This window comes from Herbaspirillum sp. Sphag64 (assembly GCF_014192645.1).
Classification (GTDB): domain Bacteria; phylum Pseudomonadota; class Gammaproteobacteria; order Burkholderiales; family Burkholderiaceae_D; genus Herbaspirillum.
On record NZ_JACHYE010000001.1, the window covers coordinates 226,686 to 242,478 of the forward strand.

The window sequence follows — 15,793 nt, forward strand, 5'->3', positions numbered from 1 at the left end:
GAAAACCTCATTTTGCCATCTTGAACAACTGAAAGAAATTCTCACTGGTCTGGCGTGCAACCTGCTCTACCGGAATACCACGCAAATCGGCAATGAATTCTGCCACATGTCTGACCAGTCCTGGCTCATTGGTTTTACCTCGATGAGGCACGGGAGCAAGATAAGGCGAATCGGTCTCGATAAGCATGCGCTCGAGCGGTATGGTGCGGGCGACTTCCTGCAAGGCCTTGGCACTTTTGAAGGTAACAATGCCAGAAAACGAAATATAAAATCCGAGCGCAATGGCAGCCTCAGCGACTTCCTGTGACTCGGTAAAGCAATGCATCACCCCTGCCACACCACCAGCTTGAGGACTGGCGCCCTCTTCTTGCAGGATGCGAATCGTATCCTCAGACGCAGAGCGGGTGTGAATGATGAGCGGCTTGCCAGTCCGACGTGAAGCACGGATATGGATGCGGAAGCGCTCGCGCTGCCACTCCAGATCACCTTGCAGCCGGTAATAATCGAGCCCGGTTTCACCGATGGCGACGATCCGTGGATGGTCGGCCAATGACACCAGTTGCTCAAGGGAAGGTTCCGGTGTGTCTTCGTAATCGGGATGCACGCCGACCGATGCGTAGACATTGGGATACTGTTCCGCCAACGCCAACACCTGCGGGAATTCAGGTAAGTTGACCGACACGCACAAGGCATGACTAACCTTGTTCTCGTTCATCTTGTCGAAAATTTCCGGCAGACGTGCAGCCAGTTCGGGGAAATTGATATGGCAATGGGAATCGATATACATGATGGCTGCTATTTTACGCCATCACCCCCCATTTGATTTCTATCTTGCGACTGGTCGCTTGGCCAATTTGCGTTGCAAGGTGCGACGGTGCATGTTCAGGGCACGCGCCGTCGACGAGATATTTCCCTGATGCTCCGTCAGAATACGCTGAATGTGCTCCCATTCGAGCCGCTCTACCGACAGCGGAGTCGCTGTCACACCGAGCTTGATGGTCTCGGTAACAGCATCCGCCTCGCTGAACAGACCATCATCGTTACTGGCGGAAGATTGCGCCAACGCCGACAGGATCGAATCGAGATTGGCTGGCTTGGCAAGATAATTGTCCGCACCAGCCTTGATCGCCTGCACTGTCGTGGCGATGCTGGCGTAGCCCGTCAGAACGAGCAATCGTGCCTGTGGCAATTGGCGCCGTAATGGTGCGATCCACTGCAAGCCAGAATCATGCTTCAGTTGCAGATCAATGGTTGCGTAATCAAACGGAATTTGTGCAGCCGCTGCCAGCGCAGCTTCGCCGCAAGAGGCGATGGTCGCGCTGAAACCGCGGCGCGTCAGCGAGCGCGCTAGCGTGGTGGCAAAGACTTCGTTATCGTCAAGAATCAGAAACGCATTATTCATGGTGGATTTATTCGATCATTCCTGGATCATGGCCGATCTTTTATTGGCGGTGCCACGGGTGCATCAACCGCCGGTCTGGATGTTGAAACCGCGATGCTGACGGGCATACTCAACGGCAATGTCAACAAGGCTGTGGTGCCTTGTCCCTGCCTGGATGCCAGTGCCAGCCTGGCGCCCAACTGTCGTGCCATGGCAAACGCCAACATCAGGCCAATGCCCTTACCACCGGTTGTGCTGCGCACCGGCTCATAGCCCAGACGCGTGAGCAACTCCGCAGCGATTCCGGGGCCTTCATCGCGTACGCAAATAGTGATACTGGCAGCATGTATACGCAATTCCAACTCAACGACAGCGACATTGCCCACTGCCTGGGCTGCATTATCGAGCAAGGTTGACAACACTTGCGCCAGCAATTGAGGCTGGGTTACGGGGAAACTGGTTTCATCGAGCGACAGACGCACTGCCACCGCCGGGTGACGCAAACGCCAGGTATTAAAAAAATGGCGGAGCCAATCTGTCAAACTGAGGACTGCTTCGGTCGCCGAGGGCTTGCCATGCATGCTCATTTTGTCCAGCGCCGTCTTGCACAATACAATTTGCTCTTCAATGATCGTCAAATCTTCACGGAAGGGACGCAAGGCCTCGTTACGACTGGCTTCGACGTGCAGCTCTCCAGCGATCAGCGCAACAGTCGACAGCGGCGTTCCCATTTCATGGGCGGCACTGGCTGCCTGCGTCCCCAGTGCCACAATGCGCTCATCCAGCAAGTGCTGCTCCCGGGCTTGCGCCAGCTGTGCCTCGCGCCCGCGAACCGTTGCCGACATGCGGGTAACGAACCAGGTAATCAAGGCTGCTGAGACCAGAAAATTAAGCCACATGCCAATCAGATGATAGTGCATACCCTGCATCGCATCATGCACGTGCAACGGCTGGTAAAAAGTCGTCAGTAGCGAATAGCAAATCAACGAATACAGGGCCAGCAGCAAGGCGAACGACGTCGGCAAAATTGCCGCGGCAACTGCTAATGTGGGCAGATAAAACGAAACAAAAGGATTGGTTGCTCCACCAGTGAAATACAACACCAGCGATAAGGCAGATACATCGACAAATAACTGCAGCAACAATTCAGTCTCGTGCACTGGCCGCCGACGTTGTGAACGCCACCAGGTGAAAGCATTGAACAAGGCCATCGTTGCAAACAAGGAAAATAGCTCTTGTAATGGCAACGTCAGTTCTATCAGAAGAGCCACAGCAGCGACCAATGCCAATTGCGCCAGCATCGCAATGCAGCGCATCCAGAACACCCGTAGCAGTAATTGCTGCTGCGGCAATGGTCGTGACAAGGAATGTAAAGGCATGCAGGGATTATATTCCTTGCACGACAAGCTGGTGCAGTCAGGCGCTTACCAGAGTCCACCTGTAAAAAAGCAGACCCGAAGATCTGCCCTTTTATGGAATCCGGCCAAACATGAGCCTGCGCAAGTAGATCAGGCTACCCGTTTCCCTAAAATAACGAGGTCACGCTCGACACCGTCTAATGTGGCAACGCGCGGCATGTTCGCCCAACGCTCGAAGGCGAACGCATCAAACAGCTTCAGGCTTGGCACATTATGCCCAAACACAAAGCCCAGCAAGGTATGGACCTTGATACTCGGAGCAAAGGCGATGGCCTGCTCCAGGAAATAGCGCCCCAAGCCCAGACCGCGCGCCTTTTCATGCAAATAGATCGATAGTTCGGCAGTACCAGCATACGCTGGACGGCCATAGAAGTTGGAATACGACAACCAGCCAATCACTTCTCCATCACGCTCTGCGACCCACAGCGGGCGCTTGTCTGGCGTGTGTTCATCGAACCAGGCCTGACGCGAAGCAACGGATACCGGTTCAGTATCGGCAGTCACCTCGCGTGAGGCCACGGTGCTGTTATAGATAGCAACGATTGCCGGGAGGTCTTCCTGGCGAGCCAGACGATGCGTGTAAGTCAGTGGAGTAGTCATGAGAAAAATAATCTAAAAATAAGTAGCGCAATAAAATGAGAGCAATTGCTAACAATGAATTACAACAAAAAATCAGGTGAACAATTGCTGGTATTCCAGCAGCATTTCTTCAATAAACAGGCGCGCTGACAGCGGATGATCGGCAATCGCACGGCGCTCATTAGCCGCCTTGAGCGCGCCAGCCAACGCTACCGTGTCCAGCCTTGGCAGCAAGGCATTCAACTCCCTGGCGTAACGCGGATAGTAACGTGGTGCAGCGCCCGACTTCATTGCCAGCAAATCATAGAGCCAGCGTTGCAGCCATCCCACCAGATCAGCGACAGCAGTTTTCTGCAGACGCTCTGCTGTCTTCAAGGCAACATCAATACTTGGCTGGCCAAGACAACGCAAAAACTCGTCCATGACCTCGCGCCCGTCACCTGATGCCGCGTGCAAAGCAGCCAACGGCGCGCCACCCTGTTCAGATAACCAGACATCAGCATCTTTGATGTTCTGCTGCTGTAACCACGCCAGACCAGCCTGATGCGAAGGCAATGCCAGTGCAAACTTGCGACAACGTGACAGAATGGTCGGCAGCAAACGATCCAGACGATTCGACACCAGCAGGAACATGGTCTGCGGTGGCGGCTCTTCCAAAGTCTTGAGCAGTGAATTGGCGGCCGCGGTGTTGAGTGCCTCGGCCGGATAAAGAACCACCACACGCATTCCGGAGCGGTGTGTGGAAACGTTCATGAAATCGGATAGCGCGCGAATCTGGTCAATCTTGATTTCTTTCGATGGCGTCTTGCTGGCTTTGGCAGACTTTTTATCTTCGCTACTCTCACTTCCATCTCCCGTATCAATGGCATCCTCGCCATCGAGCACCTCTGGTCGCACGCGTCGATAATCGGGATGGTTGTATTGTGAAAACCAGCCACACGAGGCGCATGCTCCACAAGCATGACCATCAGCTTGCACTGACTCGCACAGCAAGGATTGCGCAAACGACTCTACGAACGCGGTCTTGCCGATACCTTCAGGCCCATAGAACAGGATCGCGTGCGGCAACCGAGCACGCAACTGTTGTAGTTGCTGCCAACTTTCCTCTAACCAAGGGAATACGGATTGAGTCATGCGAAAACAATCAAAATGAGGATGGCGCAGAGGTCGCGCCGGAGACCGCAGCGCGCTCGACCAGCGCTGCCAGCACCTGGCGGATATCCTGCTGGATCTCGGCAATGGCACGACTGGAATCAAGGACACAAAAGCGTTGTGAAAATTGCGCGGCGCGGCGCAGATACTCAGCACGGGTAGCGGCAAAGAAATCGGCCTTTTCCTCCTCGAACTTATCGAGGCTGCGTTCAGCATCGAGGCGCGCGCGCGCTATGGCTAAGGGCACGTCAAATAACAGCGTCAAATCCGGCTGCAAATTGGGATGCACCCACTGCTCAAGCAGCTCCAGCTTGGGCAATGGCAATTTCCGACCGCCGCCCTGATAAGCAAAGCTGGCATCGGTGAAACGGTCAGAGATCACCCAGTCGCCTCGGGCTAGCGCCGGCTCAATCACTTCGGCCACATGCTCACGACGTGCAGCGAACATCAGCAGGGCTTCCGTTTCAAGGTGCATTTTCTGGTGCAGCAGCAGTTCCCGCAGGCGCTCACCTAGCGGTGTACCACCGGGTTCCCTTGTAGTTACGACAGTCAGGCCATGTGCGCGCAACTGCTCGGCGACGAAGGCAATATGGGTCGATTTACCGGCACCATCTATGCCTTCAAAGGTAATGAATTTTCCTGGTAACGTCATAAGGAATAAAAGGAGTCACGAAAATTACAGAAAAAATGGCCTGAAAATGGCCTGACATTAGCGCTGGTATTTGTTCACAGCCTGATTATGCTCATTCAGATTGTTAGAAAAATAACTTGTGCCATCGCCACGTGCCACGAAGTACAGCGCATCGGTTTTATCCGGGTTCATCACTGCCGCCAGCGATGCTGCACCTGGCAAGGCAATCGGCGTTGGCGGCAAACCCTTACGGGTATAGGTATTGTAAGGGGTATCGGTCAGCAGATCACTTTTATGGATCGCGCCCTGATAGCGATCCCCCATGCCATAGATGACAGTGGGGTCTGTTTGCAGCGGCATGCCCACCCGTAAACGATTGACAAACACAGCCGCCACCATGCCACGCTCGGATTTCTGGCCGGTTTCCTTTTCGACGATGGAAGCCATGATCAATGCATCGTAAGGAGTCTGGTAAGGCAAACTGACATCGCGCTTGGCCCAGGCATCCATCAGACGTTTATTCATCAATCCGAAGGCCTGCCGATAAATCTGCAGATCACTGACACCTTTGGCAAACAGATACGTATCAGGGAAGAACAAGCCCTCCGGCTGCTTGAAGTCTGGCGTGATCTTGCTCATCAACTCACTGTCAGACCAGTTCACACTGTCATGCTTCAAGCCCTCGTGGGTAGCGATTGCCTGGCGCATTTGCCGGAAACTCCAGCCCTCGATAATCGTGAGTGACTCCTGCGCAAATTCGCCGCGCACCAGTTGCTCCAGCAAGCGCAACGGGGTGCTGCCAGGCTTGAGCTCATAACTACCGGCCTTCAGACGGTTACCTTTGCCGCTGGCCCGGGCCAGCAAAGCGAACAAGACCGGATTAACCGGAACGCCGGCATCGGCAATCTGCTGTGCTGCGCCGAACACCCCGCTGCCGGGGGTGATGGTGAATTCAACAGATTTTTGGTCCAGAACGAGAATCGGCTGCGATACCCAGTACAAGGCACCACAGGCAAGCGCCACGCACAGCAGGAAAAGGAAGTAAATAATTTTTTTCATCATCGGATCAAAATCTGACTCAAGCTGACGCGTTTTCATGGCGCCACTATAATCGAGCCTGGGACGTGGTAAAGACTTGTTCCAATGATAATCGTTGTCGACCTGAGTAAGCTAATTTATGACTGAAACATCGCTCGTGAGCGCACCGTGGCTATCCTTTCTGACACAACAAGGTGCCTCCATTGCTAGCCCTGACAGTACCAATGGTACCGAAACTCTCCAGCTCGCTGAAGCCGCTGCCACCCCATTCCCCAAGCAATTCATCGCGCCGCTGACCGAGCTCGGCCTGATTGCTCTGCATGGCGACGATGCCGCCAGTTTTCTGCACAATCAACTAACCAACGACGTGGAAAGGCTCGACCTTGGCTCTGCCCGTCTGGCTGGCTACTGCACGCCAAAAGGTCGTTTGCTGGCCAGTTTTTTGATGTGGAAGGATGCCGACCATATCTGGCTTCAGTTGCCACGCACCCTATTGCCTGCGATTCAGAAGCGCTTGCAGATGTTTGTCTTGCGCGCCAAAGTCAAACTGAGTGACCAGAGTGATCAACGTGTCGCTCTCGGCCTGGTCGGCGATACCGCTGCGCAAGTCCTGCTGCAGTGGTTTCCCAACTTGCCGGCCCAAGCCTACGCCAAAATCGACAATCAGCATGGCACTTTGATCCGCCTTGAAGACAGTCGTCAGGCACCCCGTTACCAATGGATTTTGCCAGCCGATCAAGCGCAGGATTACTGGGCACAAGTCACTTCGGTATTGCGCGCAGCGCCCGGCCGAGCCTGGCGCCTGAGCGATATTTATGCAGGTATCCCTGTCATTACCAAAGCGACACAAGAGCAGTTTGTGCCGCAAATGATCAACTTTGAACTGGTCGGTGGCATCAATTTCAAGAAAGGCTGCTATCCCGGTCAGGAAATCGTCGCACGCAGCCAGTATCTGGGCAAGCTCAAGCGACGCAGCCTACTAGCCCTGGTTGCAGCCACTGCACAGGCCGGTAGCGAGGTCTTCTCCAGCGCCGACCCGGGCCAGCCTTGCGGCATGATTGTTAATGCCGAACCGGCCGATGATGGTCAGTCGGCATGTCTGGTGGAGCTCAAGCTTGCGGCGACAGAAAACGGCAGCATCCATCTCGGAACACCTGACGGGCCTGTCCTGCAATTGCAAGCGCTGCCATACGCACTCACGGAACCACAGTAACCATGCCCGGTCGGCGCAGCGAGGAATGTCAATGGATCTGTATATCTATTACCGCGTACCCAGCAACAAAGCGTCACTGTTGCAGCGACAGGTGCTGGCATTGCAGGCAATGCTGAAACAAGGCACCGGTGTTAGCGCCGAGCTCAAACGACGCCCGCAGGAGCTGGAGGGCAAACATACCTGGATGGAAATTTACAGGGACGTTCCGCCCGACTTTGAACGCGTGCTCAATGACACCATCGCCACCGCCGGTCTCGATGATGTGATCGAGGGCGAACGCCATAGTGAACATTTTATGGACTTTTCCTCATGTGCCTGATCATTTTTGCCTGGAAAGTGATTCCCGGCATGCCGCTGATCGCTGCCGCCAATCGTGATGAATTTTATCTACGGCCGGCCAGCGCTGCAGGCTGGTGGGAAGATCAACCGGATGTCTTCGCCGGTCGCGATCTGCAAGGTGGTGGTACCTGGCTTGGCGTAACACGACAGGGCCGGTTCGCTGCGATCACCAATATCCGTGCGCCATCCGAGAAGCGCCCTGATGCACCAACCAGAGGCAAGCTGGTGTCCGAGTATCTGTCTGGAAATTTATCTCCGGCCGACTATATTGAACAACTCCGGCCCAGAGCCAATGACTACAACGGCTTCAACCTGCTTGTCGGTGACCGTGAAACTCTATTGTGGTATTCCAATCGGGGCGATGCTGATCCAAGGAATGGCAAGCCGCTGGAGTACGGTGTCTATGGCTTGTCCAATGCCTTATTGGATACGCCATGGCCCAAAGTCACGCGCGCCAAGGCGCAGTTTTCCAGCCTGCTCTGCCTGGGCGCACCCGAAGAAACCTTTTTTGAACTGCTGGCTGACAGTACCCGTGCCAACGACTGCAGGCTGCCGAGTACCGGCGTGAGCATTGAATGGGAGCGGATTCTCTCGTCCATCTTCATTTGCGCGCCAGACTATGGTACCCGCGCCTCGACAGTAGTGCGTGTACCGATTATCGGTGAGCCTGTATTAAGCGAACAGGTTGCAGATCCGATTTCCTCTTGCGAGGCACCACCAGCGACCGAACCGCAGCAAAAACATTCACCGTGCAAACTGAAGATCAAGCCAACGCCGGAAAGTCTGAGCTGACACCGCCTGATATAAACAAATGATATATCTGATATTTGACAAATAAAGTAGGCATATTTGATGCGGAGCAGTAAAGTAATACCTGTCTCCTCCAATTTCCTCCTTAAAGAATTGGATTTAAGCCCGCACCTTCAGGTCGCGGGCTTTTTTTTGCCTATTTTTCTGACGTGAAATCTGATGGTGCAGCGCAAAGGACAAGCATCGCCCTGGAAATCAATCCGCTAGAATCAAGCAATCAAGCAACGCGCGGACCACGCAAAAACGGCGCCAGGACTCAAGCCCTGCCGCCGTTTTCATTTTTTGCTATTTTCACCACTGCTGAGCAACGTCGATCAAACCTACCCAGCTTTCCTGCAGCAAGCTATCAACCGTGATGCGCCTTGACATCACCACTTGCAGCCTGAACATCATCGACCAGATCGGTCGTGCCTTCGTTGTTAAGTTCTGCATGCAAGCGCTTCTCATCCAGTTCGTTGCTCCACTTCGCAACAATCAACGTCGCCACGCCGTTACCGACCGTATTGGTCAATGCACGCGCTTCTGACATGAAACGGTCGATACCCAGAATCAGTGCGAGACCGGCGACTGGAACATGACCAACCGCTGACAATGTCGCCGCCAATACGATGAAGCCACTACCGGTAATACCTGCAGCACCTTTCGATGTCAGCAGCAGCACCGCCAGCAAGGTCAACTCCTGCACCAGCGTCATCGGTGTATTGGTCGCCTGTGCAATAAATACTGCCGCCATGGTCAGATAAATCGCTGTACCGTCCAGGTTGAACGAATAACCAGTAGGAATGACCAGGCCAACCACGGTCTTCTTGGCGCCCAGCTTTTCCATTTTCACCAGCATGCGTGGCAGCACCGACTCCGAGGAGGAGGTCCCCAGAACAATCAGCAGTTCTTCCTTGATGTACTTGACGAACTTCCAGACGCTGAAGCCATGCAGGCGGGTAATGATTCCCAGCACCACGAAGATGAAAATCAGGCAGGTCAGATAGAAGGTTCCCATCAGCTTGCCGAGCGACAGCAGCGAACCAACACCATACTTGCCAATGGTAAAGGCCATCGCACCGAAGGCGCCAATTGGTGCGACCTTCATGATGGTACCAACCACAGAGAACAGAACGTGCGAGATTTTTTCAATGAAGTCGAAAATCAAGGTGCCGCGGCCACCGAACTTGTGCAGCGCGAACCCGAACAACACGGAAATCAGCAATACCTGCAACACATCACCCTTGGCAAAAGCATCGACCATGCTGTTAGGGATGATATTCATCAGATAATCGGTAATGCCACCCATCTTGTCTGGATTGGTATAGGCCGCGATATTCTTGGTATCGATCGTGGAGACATCCACATTCATGCCAGCGCCAGGCTGCAGCACATTGACCAGTACCAGACCAACCACCAATGCCAGCGTACTGACCACTTCAAAGTACAGCAGTGCCAGTCCACCTGTCTTACCTACCTTCTTCATGTCTTCCATCCCGGCGATACCCAGTACCACGGTGCAGAAGATCACAGGGGCGATGATCATCTTGATCAGTTTGATGAAACCTTCGCCGAGCGGCTTCATCGCTTCACCAGTGTGCGGATAGAAATGTCCGACCAGCACACCGATGGTGATGGCGACAAGCACCTGAATGTAAAGTGATTTATAAAGTGGCGGCTTAGTGGCCATGCTGTTCTCCGATTATTATGAGATTTTAGAAACTTGTCCTGCAGCGGCAGGAGAACCGAGGAACAGCGCAATCGCTGTCCAAAGGCTCTGCGGGCGCAAGTATGCATGAGCAGGATACCGCTAGATATTGTGGGAAACCACAACAAAACTGTGCGGTAGTGCCGATATCCAACAGAAGAGAAAATACAGACCAGCAAAGGTTTTGCGGGCAATGCAAGCAGGAGCAAAATGCCGCACCGCAATATGCGCACCCAGTTTCAACGGACCAAATGCGCCTGATGACAGCGCACCCGCCACTGTGCGTCAGTCCAACGTTGCCCGCATGTGGATATGCGGGATATTGGCTTCCATGAATTCATCGCCATCGGCTTCAAAGCCATAACGAGCGTAAAACGCGCTGGCATGCGTCTGGGCGTTCAGCGCCACTTGCCTGTCACCACGTTCCCGAGCCGCTTGCATCAGCGTCTGCAAGACCAGAGCACCAACACCGCAACCACGACCACTCTTGCGCACCGCCATACGCCCAATATGACCGTCGGGCAGCAGACGACCGGTCGCAATCGGTGTCCCGGCAGCATCGTAAGCGACTGCATGCAGACATTGCGCGTCCATCTCGTCGAGCTCCAGCTCTGACGGCACTTGCTGTTCGATCACAAAAACTTCGAGGCGAATCAACGTGGCGTCGCTGCGCAGGCTCATCCAATCGCCCGTCGTGATCGTTGCTTCAATCGTCATTGCGTCTGCTCCTTCATATGCTCGTGCGTCAGCTTTCTGGCAATATCGATGCGCTTGATGGCCTTGAAGGTTCCCATTGCCTTGGCAACCAGCAACGTGCCGTTCCACAGCTCGGCGTCGCAAAAACACATGGTCGTGGAACGATGATAGACACGTCCGCGCGCAACAATGGTGTCACCAGTCTTGCCGGCCGGCTGCAGGAAGCTGGTACTCATATCGACCGTCGCTGAGGACTTGGCATCCGGGACCGCAGTGCGGGCAGCCAGACCCATTGCGACATCAAGCAGCGTCATGGTGATTCCACCTTGAGCTACGTGCCAACTGTTCATGAATTCAGGACGTAATTGCAGGGCCATGCTGGCACGTCCATCCCCATATTCGAGCACTTCAACACCCAGACTCTCCAGATACGGATTGCCGTTGGCAAATACTTCGGATAACAAATAAGCCATGATGACAACCGCTTAGATTTCGTAATCCATGCATTGCCGAGCCTCTCGAATCGCTCCCACGAAAGGTTTGATTTTGATGTGATCAGGATGCTCCTGATACGCATCAAGGACTTCCCGGGACGCAAATTCAGCGTACAAAATCACATCATAAGTTGCCTCCAGTCCCGGCTGTGCCAGTGCCACCTCGAACTTCAGGATCCCTGGCACCAATGCGCTACAGGCATCCAGCATGACTTTCAGCTTCTGCGCATTGCTTGCCTTGTCGGCACCCTCTGCATGTTCCTTGAGTTTCCACATGACGATATGTTTTAGCACAGCTTTCTCCAGCAGCATCCAATAAAACCAGAATGATAAGCCAAGCCAGCCGGGCCTGTCGCGGCAAGCGCTGCATTTTCTCTGCATACAGACGGAAGCAGCGTTTACAATGGCGCCTTGATTTTTACCGAATGCGTGCTGCCGTGATCAACCAACCTATCGTCATGCTGGACTTCGAAACCACAGGACTGAGTCCGGCCCAAGGTGCTCGCATCACAGAAGTTGCAGCACTTCGTATTGTCGAAGGTCAGGTCGTCGAGCGGTTCGTATCACTAATCAATTGTGGGGTCGATATTCCCACTGAAATTACCGCACTGACCGGCATCTCACAGTCCATGGTGGACAACGCACCGGACGTAGAAAAGGTATTGCCTGAGTTACTCGACTTCATCGGTACGGATGCGCTTGCCGCACACAACGCCAGCTTTGACGCCAAATTCCTGGCAGCTGAGAGCGAACGTCTGGATCTGCGCGTCAACTATAGCGAGCTGGTCTGCTCATTACTGCTGTCGCGCCGCCTGTTGCCGGGCCTGGACAGCTACCGGCTGGGCAACATCGCTGCCAGTCAGGGCATCTGCTTTAGCGGCAACGCCCACCGTGCCGAGGCGGATGCCGAAGTATCGGCTGCCTTGCTGATCCGTCTCGGTGAACGTCTACACCACCATTACCGTTGTACGGCAATCGATCCTGCCTTGCTGGCCACCATTGGTCGCATGCCGGCAGCCAAGGTAGACGCTTTTTTACAGCAAAGAGCCGCCTGAAAAGGTCTTGCCGCGCTGTAAGCTTGTGTAAGTTTCAAGCAAGTCTTGCGTAAGGTTCACGTCGCACACTCCAAGCATGCACAAATGGGCTCCAGGTAACATGGATCGCCGGTTTGTACATCTAAATAAATAATTAACAAGGAGACAAGCATGGCGACAGCATCCACTGGGCGCGGCATTACCCCGGAAGAACGCAAAGTAATCTTTGCCTCTTCACTCGGTACCGTTTTTGAATGGTATGACTTTTATCTGTACGGCTCGCTCGCCGCGATCATTGCCAAGCAGTTCTTTGCAGGCACAGATCCGAATACAGGTTTCATCTTTGCGCTGCTGGCATTTGCCGCCGGCTTCATCGTACGTCCGTTTGGTGCACTGGTTTTTGGCCGTCTGGGGGACATGATCGGTCGCAAGTACACCTTCCTGATGACAATCCTGATCATGGGGGCGTCGACCTTCATCGTCGGTATCCTGCCTAACTACAGTGCCATCGGTATCACAGCACCGATCATCCTGATCAGCCTGCGTATTCTGCAAGGCCTGGCTCTGGGTGGCGAATATGGTGGCGCAGCCACTTATGTCGCAGAACATGCACCGGATGACAAGCGCGGTGCATTTACTGCCTGGATTCAAACCACTGCGACTTTGGGCCTGTTCCTGTCGCTGCTGGTCATTCTTGGTGTGCGCACCTCTGTTGGCGAAGCCGCTTTTGCCGACTGGGGATGGCGTATTCCTTTCCTGGTGTCGATCATCCTGCTGGGTGTATCCGTCTGGATCCGGTTGTCGATGCATGAGTCACCAGCCTTCCTGAAGATGAAGTCCGAAGGCAAAGTCTCCAAGGCACCACTGTCGGAAGCCTTTGGTCAATGGAAAAACCTGAAAATGGTGATCCTTGCCCTCGTCGGCCTGACTGCAGGTCAGGCAGTGGTCTGGTACACCGGTCAGTTCTACGCGCTGTTCTTCCTGACGCAATCGCTCAAGGTCGATGGTGCACTGGCCAATATTTTGATCGCACTGGCGCTGCTGCTGGCAACACCATTCTTTGTGATCTTCGGTTCGCTGGCTGACAAGATCGGTCGCAAGCCAATTATTCTGGGCGGTTGCCTGATTGCAGCGTTGACTTATTTCCCGATCTTCCATGGCCTGACGCACTTTGCCAATCCGGCACTGGAAGCAGCGTTGCAAAAAGCACCGGTGATCGTGACAGCTGATCCGGCGAGCTGCCAGTTCCAGTTCAATCCGACAGGCACCAAGAAATTCACCTCCTCCTGCGACATTGCCAAAGCCAAACTGTCCGCAGCTTCAGTGAATTACGAAAATGTACCAGGTGCTCCCGGTGTAGCAGCGACGATCAAGATCGGCGACATCACGCTGACCTCGTATGAGGCTGCCGGATTGTCCAAGGAAGATGCCGCAGCTAAGGACAAGGCGTTCTCAAAAGAACTGGCAGACGCAATCAAGGCTGCGGGTTATCCGACCAAAGCCGATCCTGATCAAATGAACAAACCAATGGTGTTGCTGCTGCTGTTCATTCTGGTACTTTACGTAACAATGGTCTATGGCCCGATTGCTGCGGCGCTGGTGGAAATGTTCCCTACCCGTATCCGCTATACCTCCATGTCCATGCCTTATCACATCGGCAATGGCTGGTTCGGTGGTTTGCTGCCAACAACAGCGTTCGCACTGGTGGCGTTCAAGGGCGACATTTACTACGGTCTCTGGTATCCAATCGTCATTGCCTTGGTCACCTTTGTGATCGGCATGTTGTTCGTTCGTGAAACCAAGGACAACGACATTTATGCACAGGATTGATTAAGCTGTAGAAGCAAGAAAATGAAGGCCGGTCAGGAGTAATCCTGACTGGCTTTTTTGTTTGCCATTAATCAGGCTTGATGGCGATGCAAGGTCTACCGTAACTGTCCGCAGACCAATCCTTGTGAGCAATTGCTACAATAACAATGCCATCATGCCGTCAATTTCGACTGTCCAAAACCGCCAGGATTTGGTATTGTCGCGCGAATTGTCTGACTTCCCCCATCTCTTCTTTTTCTTCTTTCTCGCCAAATGAACACTTCCGTACCTGTCCGTCTGGGCACTCCGCTTTCCCCCTCCGCTACCAAAGTCATGTTGCTGGGCTCTGGCGAGCTCGGCAAGGAAGTCATTATCGCGCTGCAGCGCCTGGGCGTTGAGGTGATTGCCGTTGATCGTTATGCCGACGCACCTGGCCAACAAGTGGCACATCGCGCATACGTGATCAACATGACCGATGGCGCAGCTCTGGCAGCATTGATTGAAAAGGAAAAACCAGATCTGGTTGTACCTGAAATCGAGGCGATTGCCACCGAGACACTGATGGAGCTGGAACAAGCGGGCAAGGCACGTGTCATTCCGACCGCGCGGGCGGCCTGGCTGACCATGAACCGTGAAGGTATTCGCCGTCTGGCAGGAGAAACACTGGGCTTGGCGACCTCGCCGTATCGCTTTGCCGACAGCCTCGAAGAATTAAAGACCGCAACCCAGCAAATCGGCTTTCCCTGTGTCATCAAGCCGGTTATGTCGTCATCTGGCAAAGGCCAATCGAAAATCGATAACGCAGCCGAAGTCGAAGCCGCCTGGAACTACGCAGCAGCAGGTGGCCGGGTTGATGCCGGTCGCGTGATTGTGGAGGGATTCATCGATTTCGATTACGAAATCACCTTGCTGACCGTACGCTCGCTGGCCGAAAACGGTGAGATCGTGACCAGCTTCTGCGAGCCCATTGGCCATATTCAGCAAAAGGGTGACTACGTTGAATCATGGCAGCCGCATGCAATGCCTCCAGCCGCACTTGAAAAAGCCCGTGACATCGCCCGCAAGGTCACCGGCAATCTTGGTGGATTGGGCCTGTTCGGTGTCGAATTATTCGTCAAAGGCGACATGGTCTGGTTCTCGGAAGTGAGTCCACGACCACATGACACAGGCATGGTGACCATGGTCAGTCAGGTGCAGAGCGAATTTGAATTGCATGCCAAGGCCATTCTGGGCTTGCCGATCAACGTGGCGTTGCGTTCGCCGGGTGCTTCCGCCGTCATCTATGGCCAGCACGATGCCAAGGGTATCGCCTTTGAAGGCGTTGCCGATGCATTGCGCATTGCCGGCACCGACATCCGCCTGTTCGGCAAGCCCGAATCGTTCGAACGACGCCGCATGGGAGTCGCACTGGCAGCTGCAGACAACGTTGAAGATGCGCGGATTCGTGCCAAGCAGGCAGCGGCCAAGGTAAAACCTGTCAAAACCAGCTAATATTGCCCCGCCTGATCTGCT

17 protein-coding genes are annotated in these 15,793 nt (G+C 54.1%); 6 read left to right on the plus strand and 11 right to left on the minus strand.

Annotated features, from left to right (window positions below):
* Positions 1 to 7 precede the first annotated feature (7 nt).
* From FHW66_RS01025 to mltG, 7 genes are all read right to left on the minus strand, one after another.
* Positions 8 to 787, minus strand: a complete 780-nt coding sequence (locus tag FHW66_RS01025) for a TatD family hydrolase (RefSeq protein ID WP_183377855.1) — start codon at positions 785 to 787, stop codon at positions 8 to 10.
* A 39-nt stretch (positions 788 to 826) separates the two neighbouring features.
* Positions 827 to 1,402: a response regulator transcription factor gene (locus FHW66_RS01030; protein ID WP_183377856.1), complete on the minus strand. Its 576-nt coding sequence runs from the start codon at positions 1,400 to 1,402 to the stop codon at positions 827 to 829.
* A 26-nt stretch (positions 1,403 to 1,428) separates the two neighbouring features.
* Positions 1,429 to 2,760: an ATP-binding protein gene (locus FHW66_RS01035; protein WP_183377857.1), complete on the minus strand. Its 1,332-nt coding sequence runs from the start codon at positions 2,758 to 2,760 to the stop codon at positions 1,429 to 1,431.
* A 129-nt stretch (positions 2,761 to 2,889) separates the two neighbouring features.
* Positions 2,890 to 3,399, minus strand: coding sequence for a GNAT family N-acetyltransferase (locus FHW66_RS01040; RefSeq protein WP_183377858.1), 510 nt, complete (start codon positions 3,397 to 3,399; stop codon positions 2,890 to 2,892).
* A 72-nt stretch (positions 3,400 to 3,471) separates the two neighbouring features.
* A complete protein-coding gene (locus tag FHW66_RS01045; RefSeq protein ID WP_183377859.1) occupies positions 3,472 to 4,512 on the minus strand; it encodes a DNA polymerase III subunit delta' in 1,041 nt (346 codons plus the stop codon).
* A 10-nt stretch (positions 4,513 to 4,522) separates the two neighbouring features.
* Positions 4,523 to 5,182: a dTMP kinase gene (gene tmk, locus FHW66_RS01050; protein WP_183377860.1), complete on the minus strand. Its 660-nt coding sequence runs from the start codon at positions 5,180 to 5,182 to the stop codon at positions 4,523 to 4,525.
* Positions 5,183 to 5,239: 57 nt separating this feature from the next.
* Positions 5,240 to 6,220 carry an endolytic transglycosylase MltG gene (gene mltG, locus FHW66_RS01055; protein ID WP_183378613.1) on the minus strand — a complete coding sequence of 327 codons (981 nt, stop codon included), beginning with the start codon at positions 6,218 to 6,220 and terminating at the stop codon, positions 5,240 to 5,242.
* Positions 6,221 to 6,338: 118 nt separating this feature from the next.
* Between mltG and FHW66_RS01060 the strand changes: the two genes are divergently transcribed.
* Genes FHW66_RS01060 through FHW66_RS01070 form a run of 3 tightly spaced genes read left to right on the plus strand, consistent with a single transcriptional unit; the run spans position 6,339 to position 8,543 of the window.
* Positions 6,339 to 7,412, plus strand: a complete 1,074-nt coding sequence (locus tag FHW66_RS01060; protein ID WP_183377861.1) for a folate-binding protein YgfZ — start codon at positions 6,339 to 6,341, stop codon at positions 7,410 to 7,412.
* A gap of 31 nt (positions 7,413 to 7,443) precedes the next feature.
* Positions 7,444 to 7,731 (plus strand): DUF4936 family protein, encoded by a 288-nt coding sequence (locus FHW66_RS01065; protein WP_183377862.1) that lies wholly within the window; start codon positions 7,444 to 7,446, stop codon positions 7,729 to 7,731.
* Entirely contained in the window at positions 7,722 to 8,543 is an 822-nt protein-coding gene (locus FHW66_RS01070) for an NRDE family protein (protein ID WP_183377863.1), read from the plus strand. Before FHW66_RS01065 ends, FHW66_RS01070 begins: the two co-directional genes overlap by 10 nt.
* Positions 8,544 to 8,907: 364 nt before the next feature.
* Here FHW66_RS01070 and FHW66_RS01075 read toward each other — a convergent pair whose 3' ends face one another.
* From FHW66_RS01075 to FHW66_RS01090, 4 genes are all read right to left on the minus strand, one after another.
* On the minus strand, positions 8,908 to 10,230 hold the full coding sequence (locus FHW66_RS01075) for a dicarboxylate/amino acid:cation symporter (protein ID WP_183377864.1): 1,323 nt from the start codon (positions 10,228 to 10,230) through the stop codon (positions 8,908 to 8,910).
* Positions 10,231 to 10,533: 303 nt separating this feature from the next.
* Complete coding sequence (locus FHW66_RS01080; RefSeq protein ID WP_183377865.1) at positions 10,534 to 10,965, minus strand: GNAT family N-acetyltransferase; 432 nt, start codon at positions 10,963 to 10,965, stop codon at positions 10,534 to 10,536.
* Positions 10,962 to 11,417, minus strand: coding sequence for a PaaI family thioesterase (locus FHW66_RS01085; RefSeq protein ID WP_183377866.1), 456 nt, complete (start codon positions 11,415 to 11,417; stop codon positions 10,962 to 10,964). Before FHW66_RS01085 ends, FHW66_RS01080 begins: the two co-directional genes overlap by 4 nt.
* A gap of 12 nt (positions 11,418 to 11,429) precedes the next feature.
* The gene (locus FHW66_RS01090) at positions 11,430 to 11,732 is read right to left on the minus strand and encodes a Dabb family protein (RefSeq protein WP_183377867.1); all 303 of its coding nucleotides are present in this window, start codon (positions 11,730 to 11,732) and stop codon (positions 11,430 to 11,432) included.
* A gap of 143 nt (positions 11,733 to 11,875) precedes the next feature.
* Here FHW66_RS01090 and FHW66_RS01095 point away from each other — a divergent pair, with 143 nt between their 5' ends.
* From FHW66_RS01095 to purT, 3 genes are all read left to right on the plus strand, one after another.
* Complete coding sequence (locus FHW66_RS01095; RefSeq protein WP_183377868.1) at positions 11,876 to 12,493, plus strand: 3'-5' exonuclease; 618 nt, start codon at positions 11,876 to 11,878, stop codon at positions 12,491 to 12,493.
* A 150-nt stretch (positions 12,494 to 12,643) separates the two neighbouring features.
* On the plus strand, positions 12,644 to 14,302 hold the full coding sequence (locus FHW66_RS01100) for an MFS transporter (RefSeq protein WP_183377869.1): 1,659 nt from the start codon (positions 12,644 to 12,646) through the stop codon (positions 14,300 to 14,302).
* Positions 14,303 to 14,554: 252 nt separating this feature from the next.
* Positions 14,555 to 15,772, plus strand: a complete 1,218-nt coding sequence (gene purT / locus FHW66_RS01105) for a formate-dependent phosphoribosylglycinamide formyltransferase (protein WP_183377870.1) — start codon at positions 14,555 to 14,557, stop codon at positions 15,770 to 15,772.
* Positions 15,773 to 15,793 lie beyond the last annotated feature (21 nt).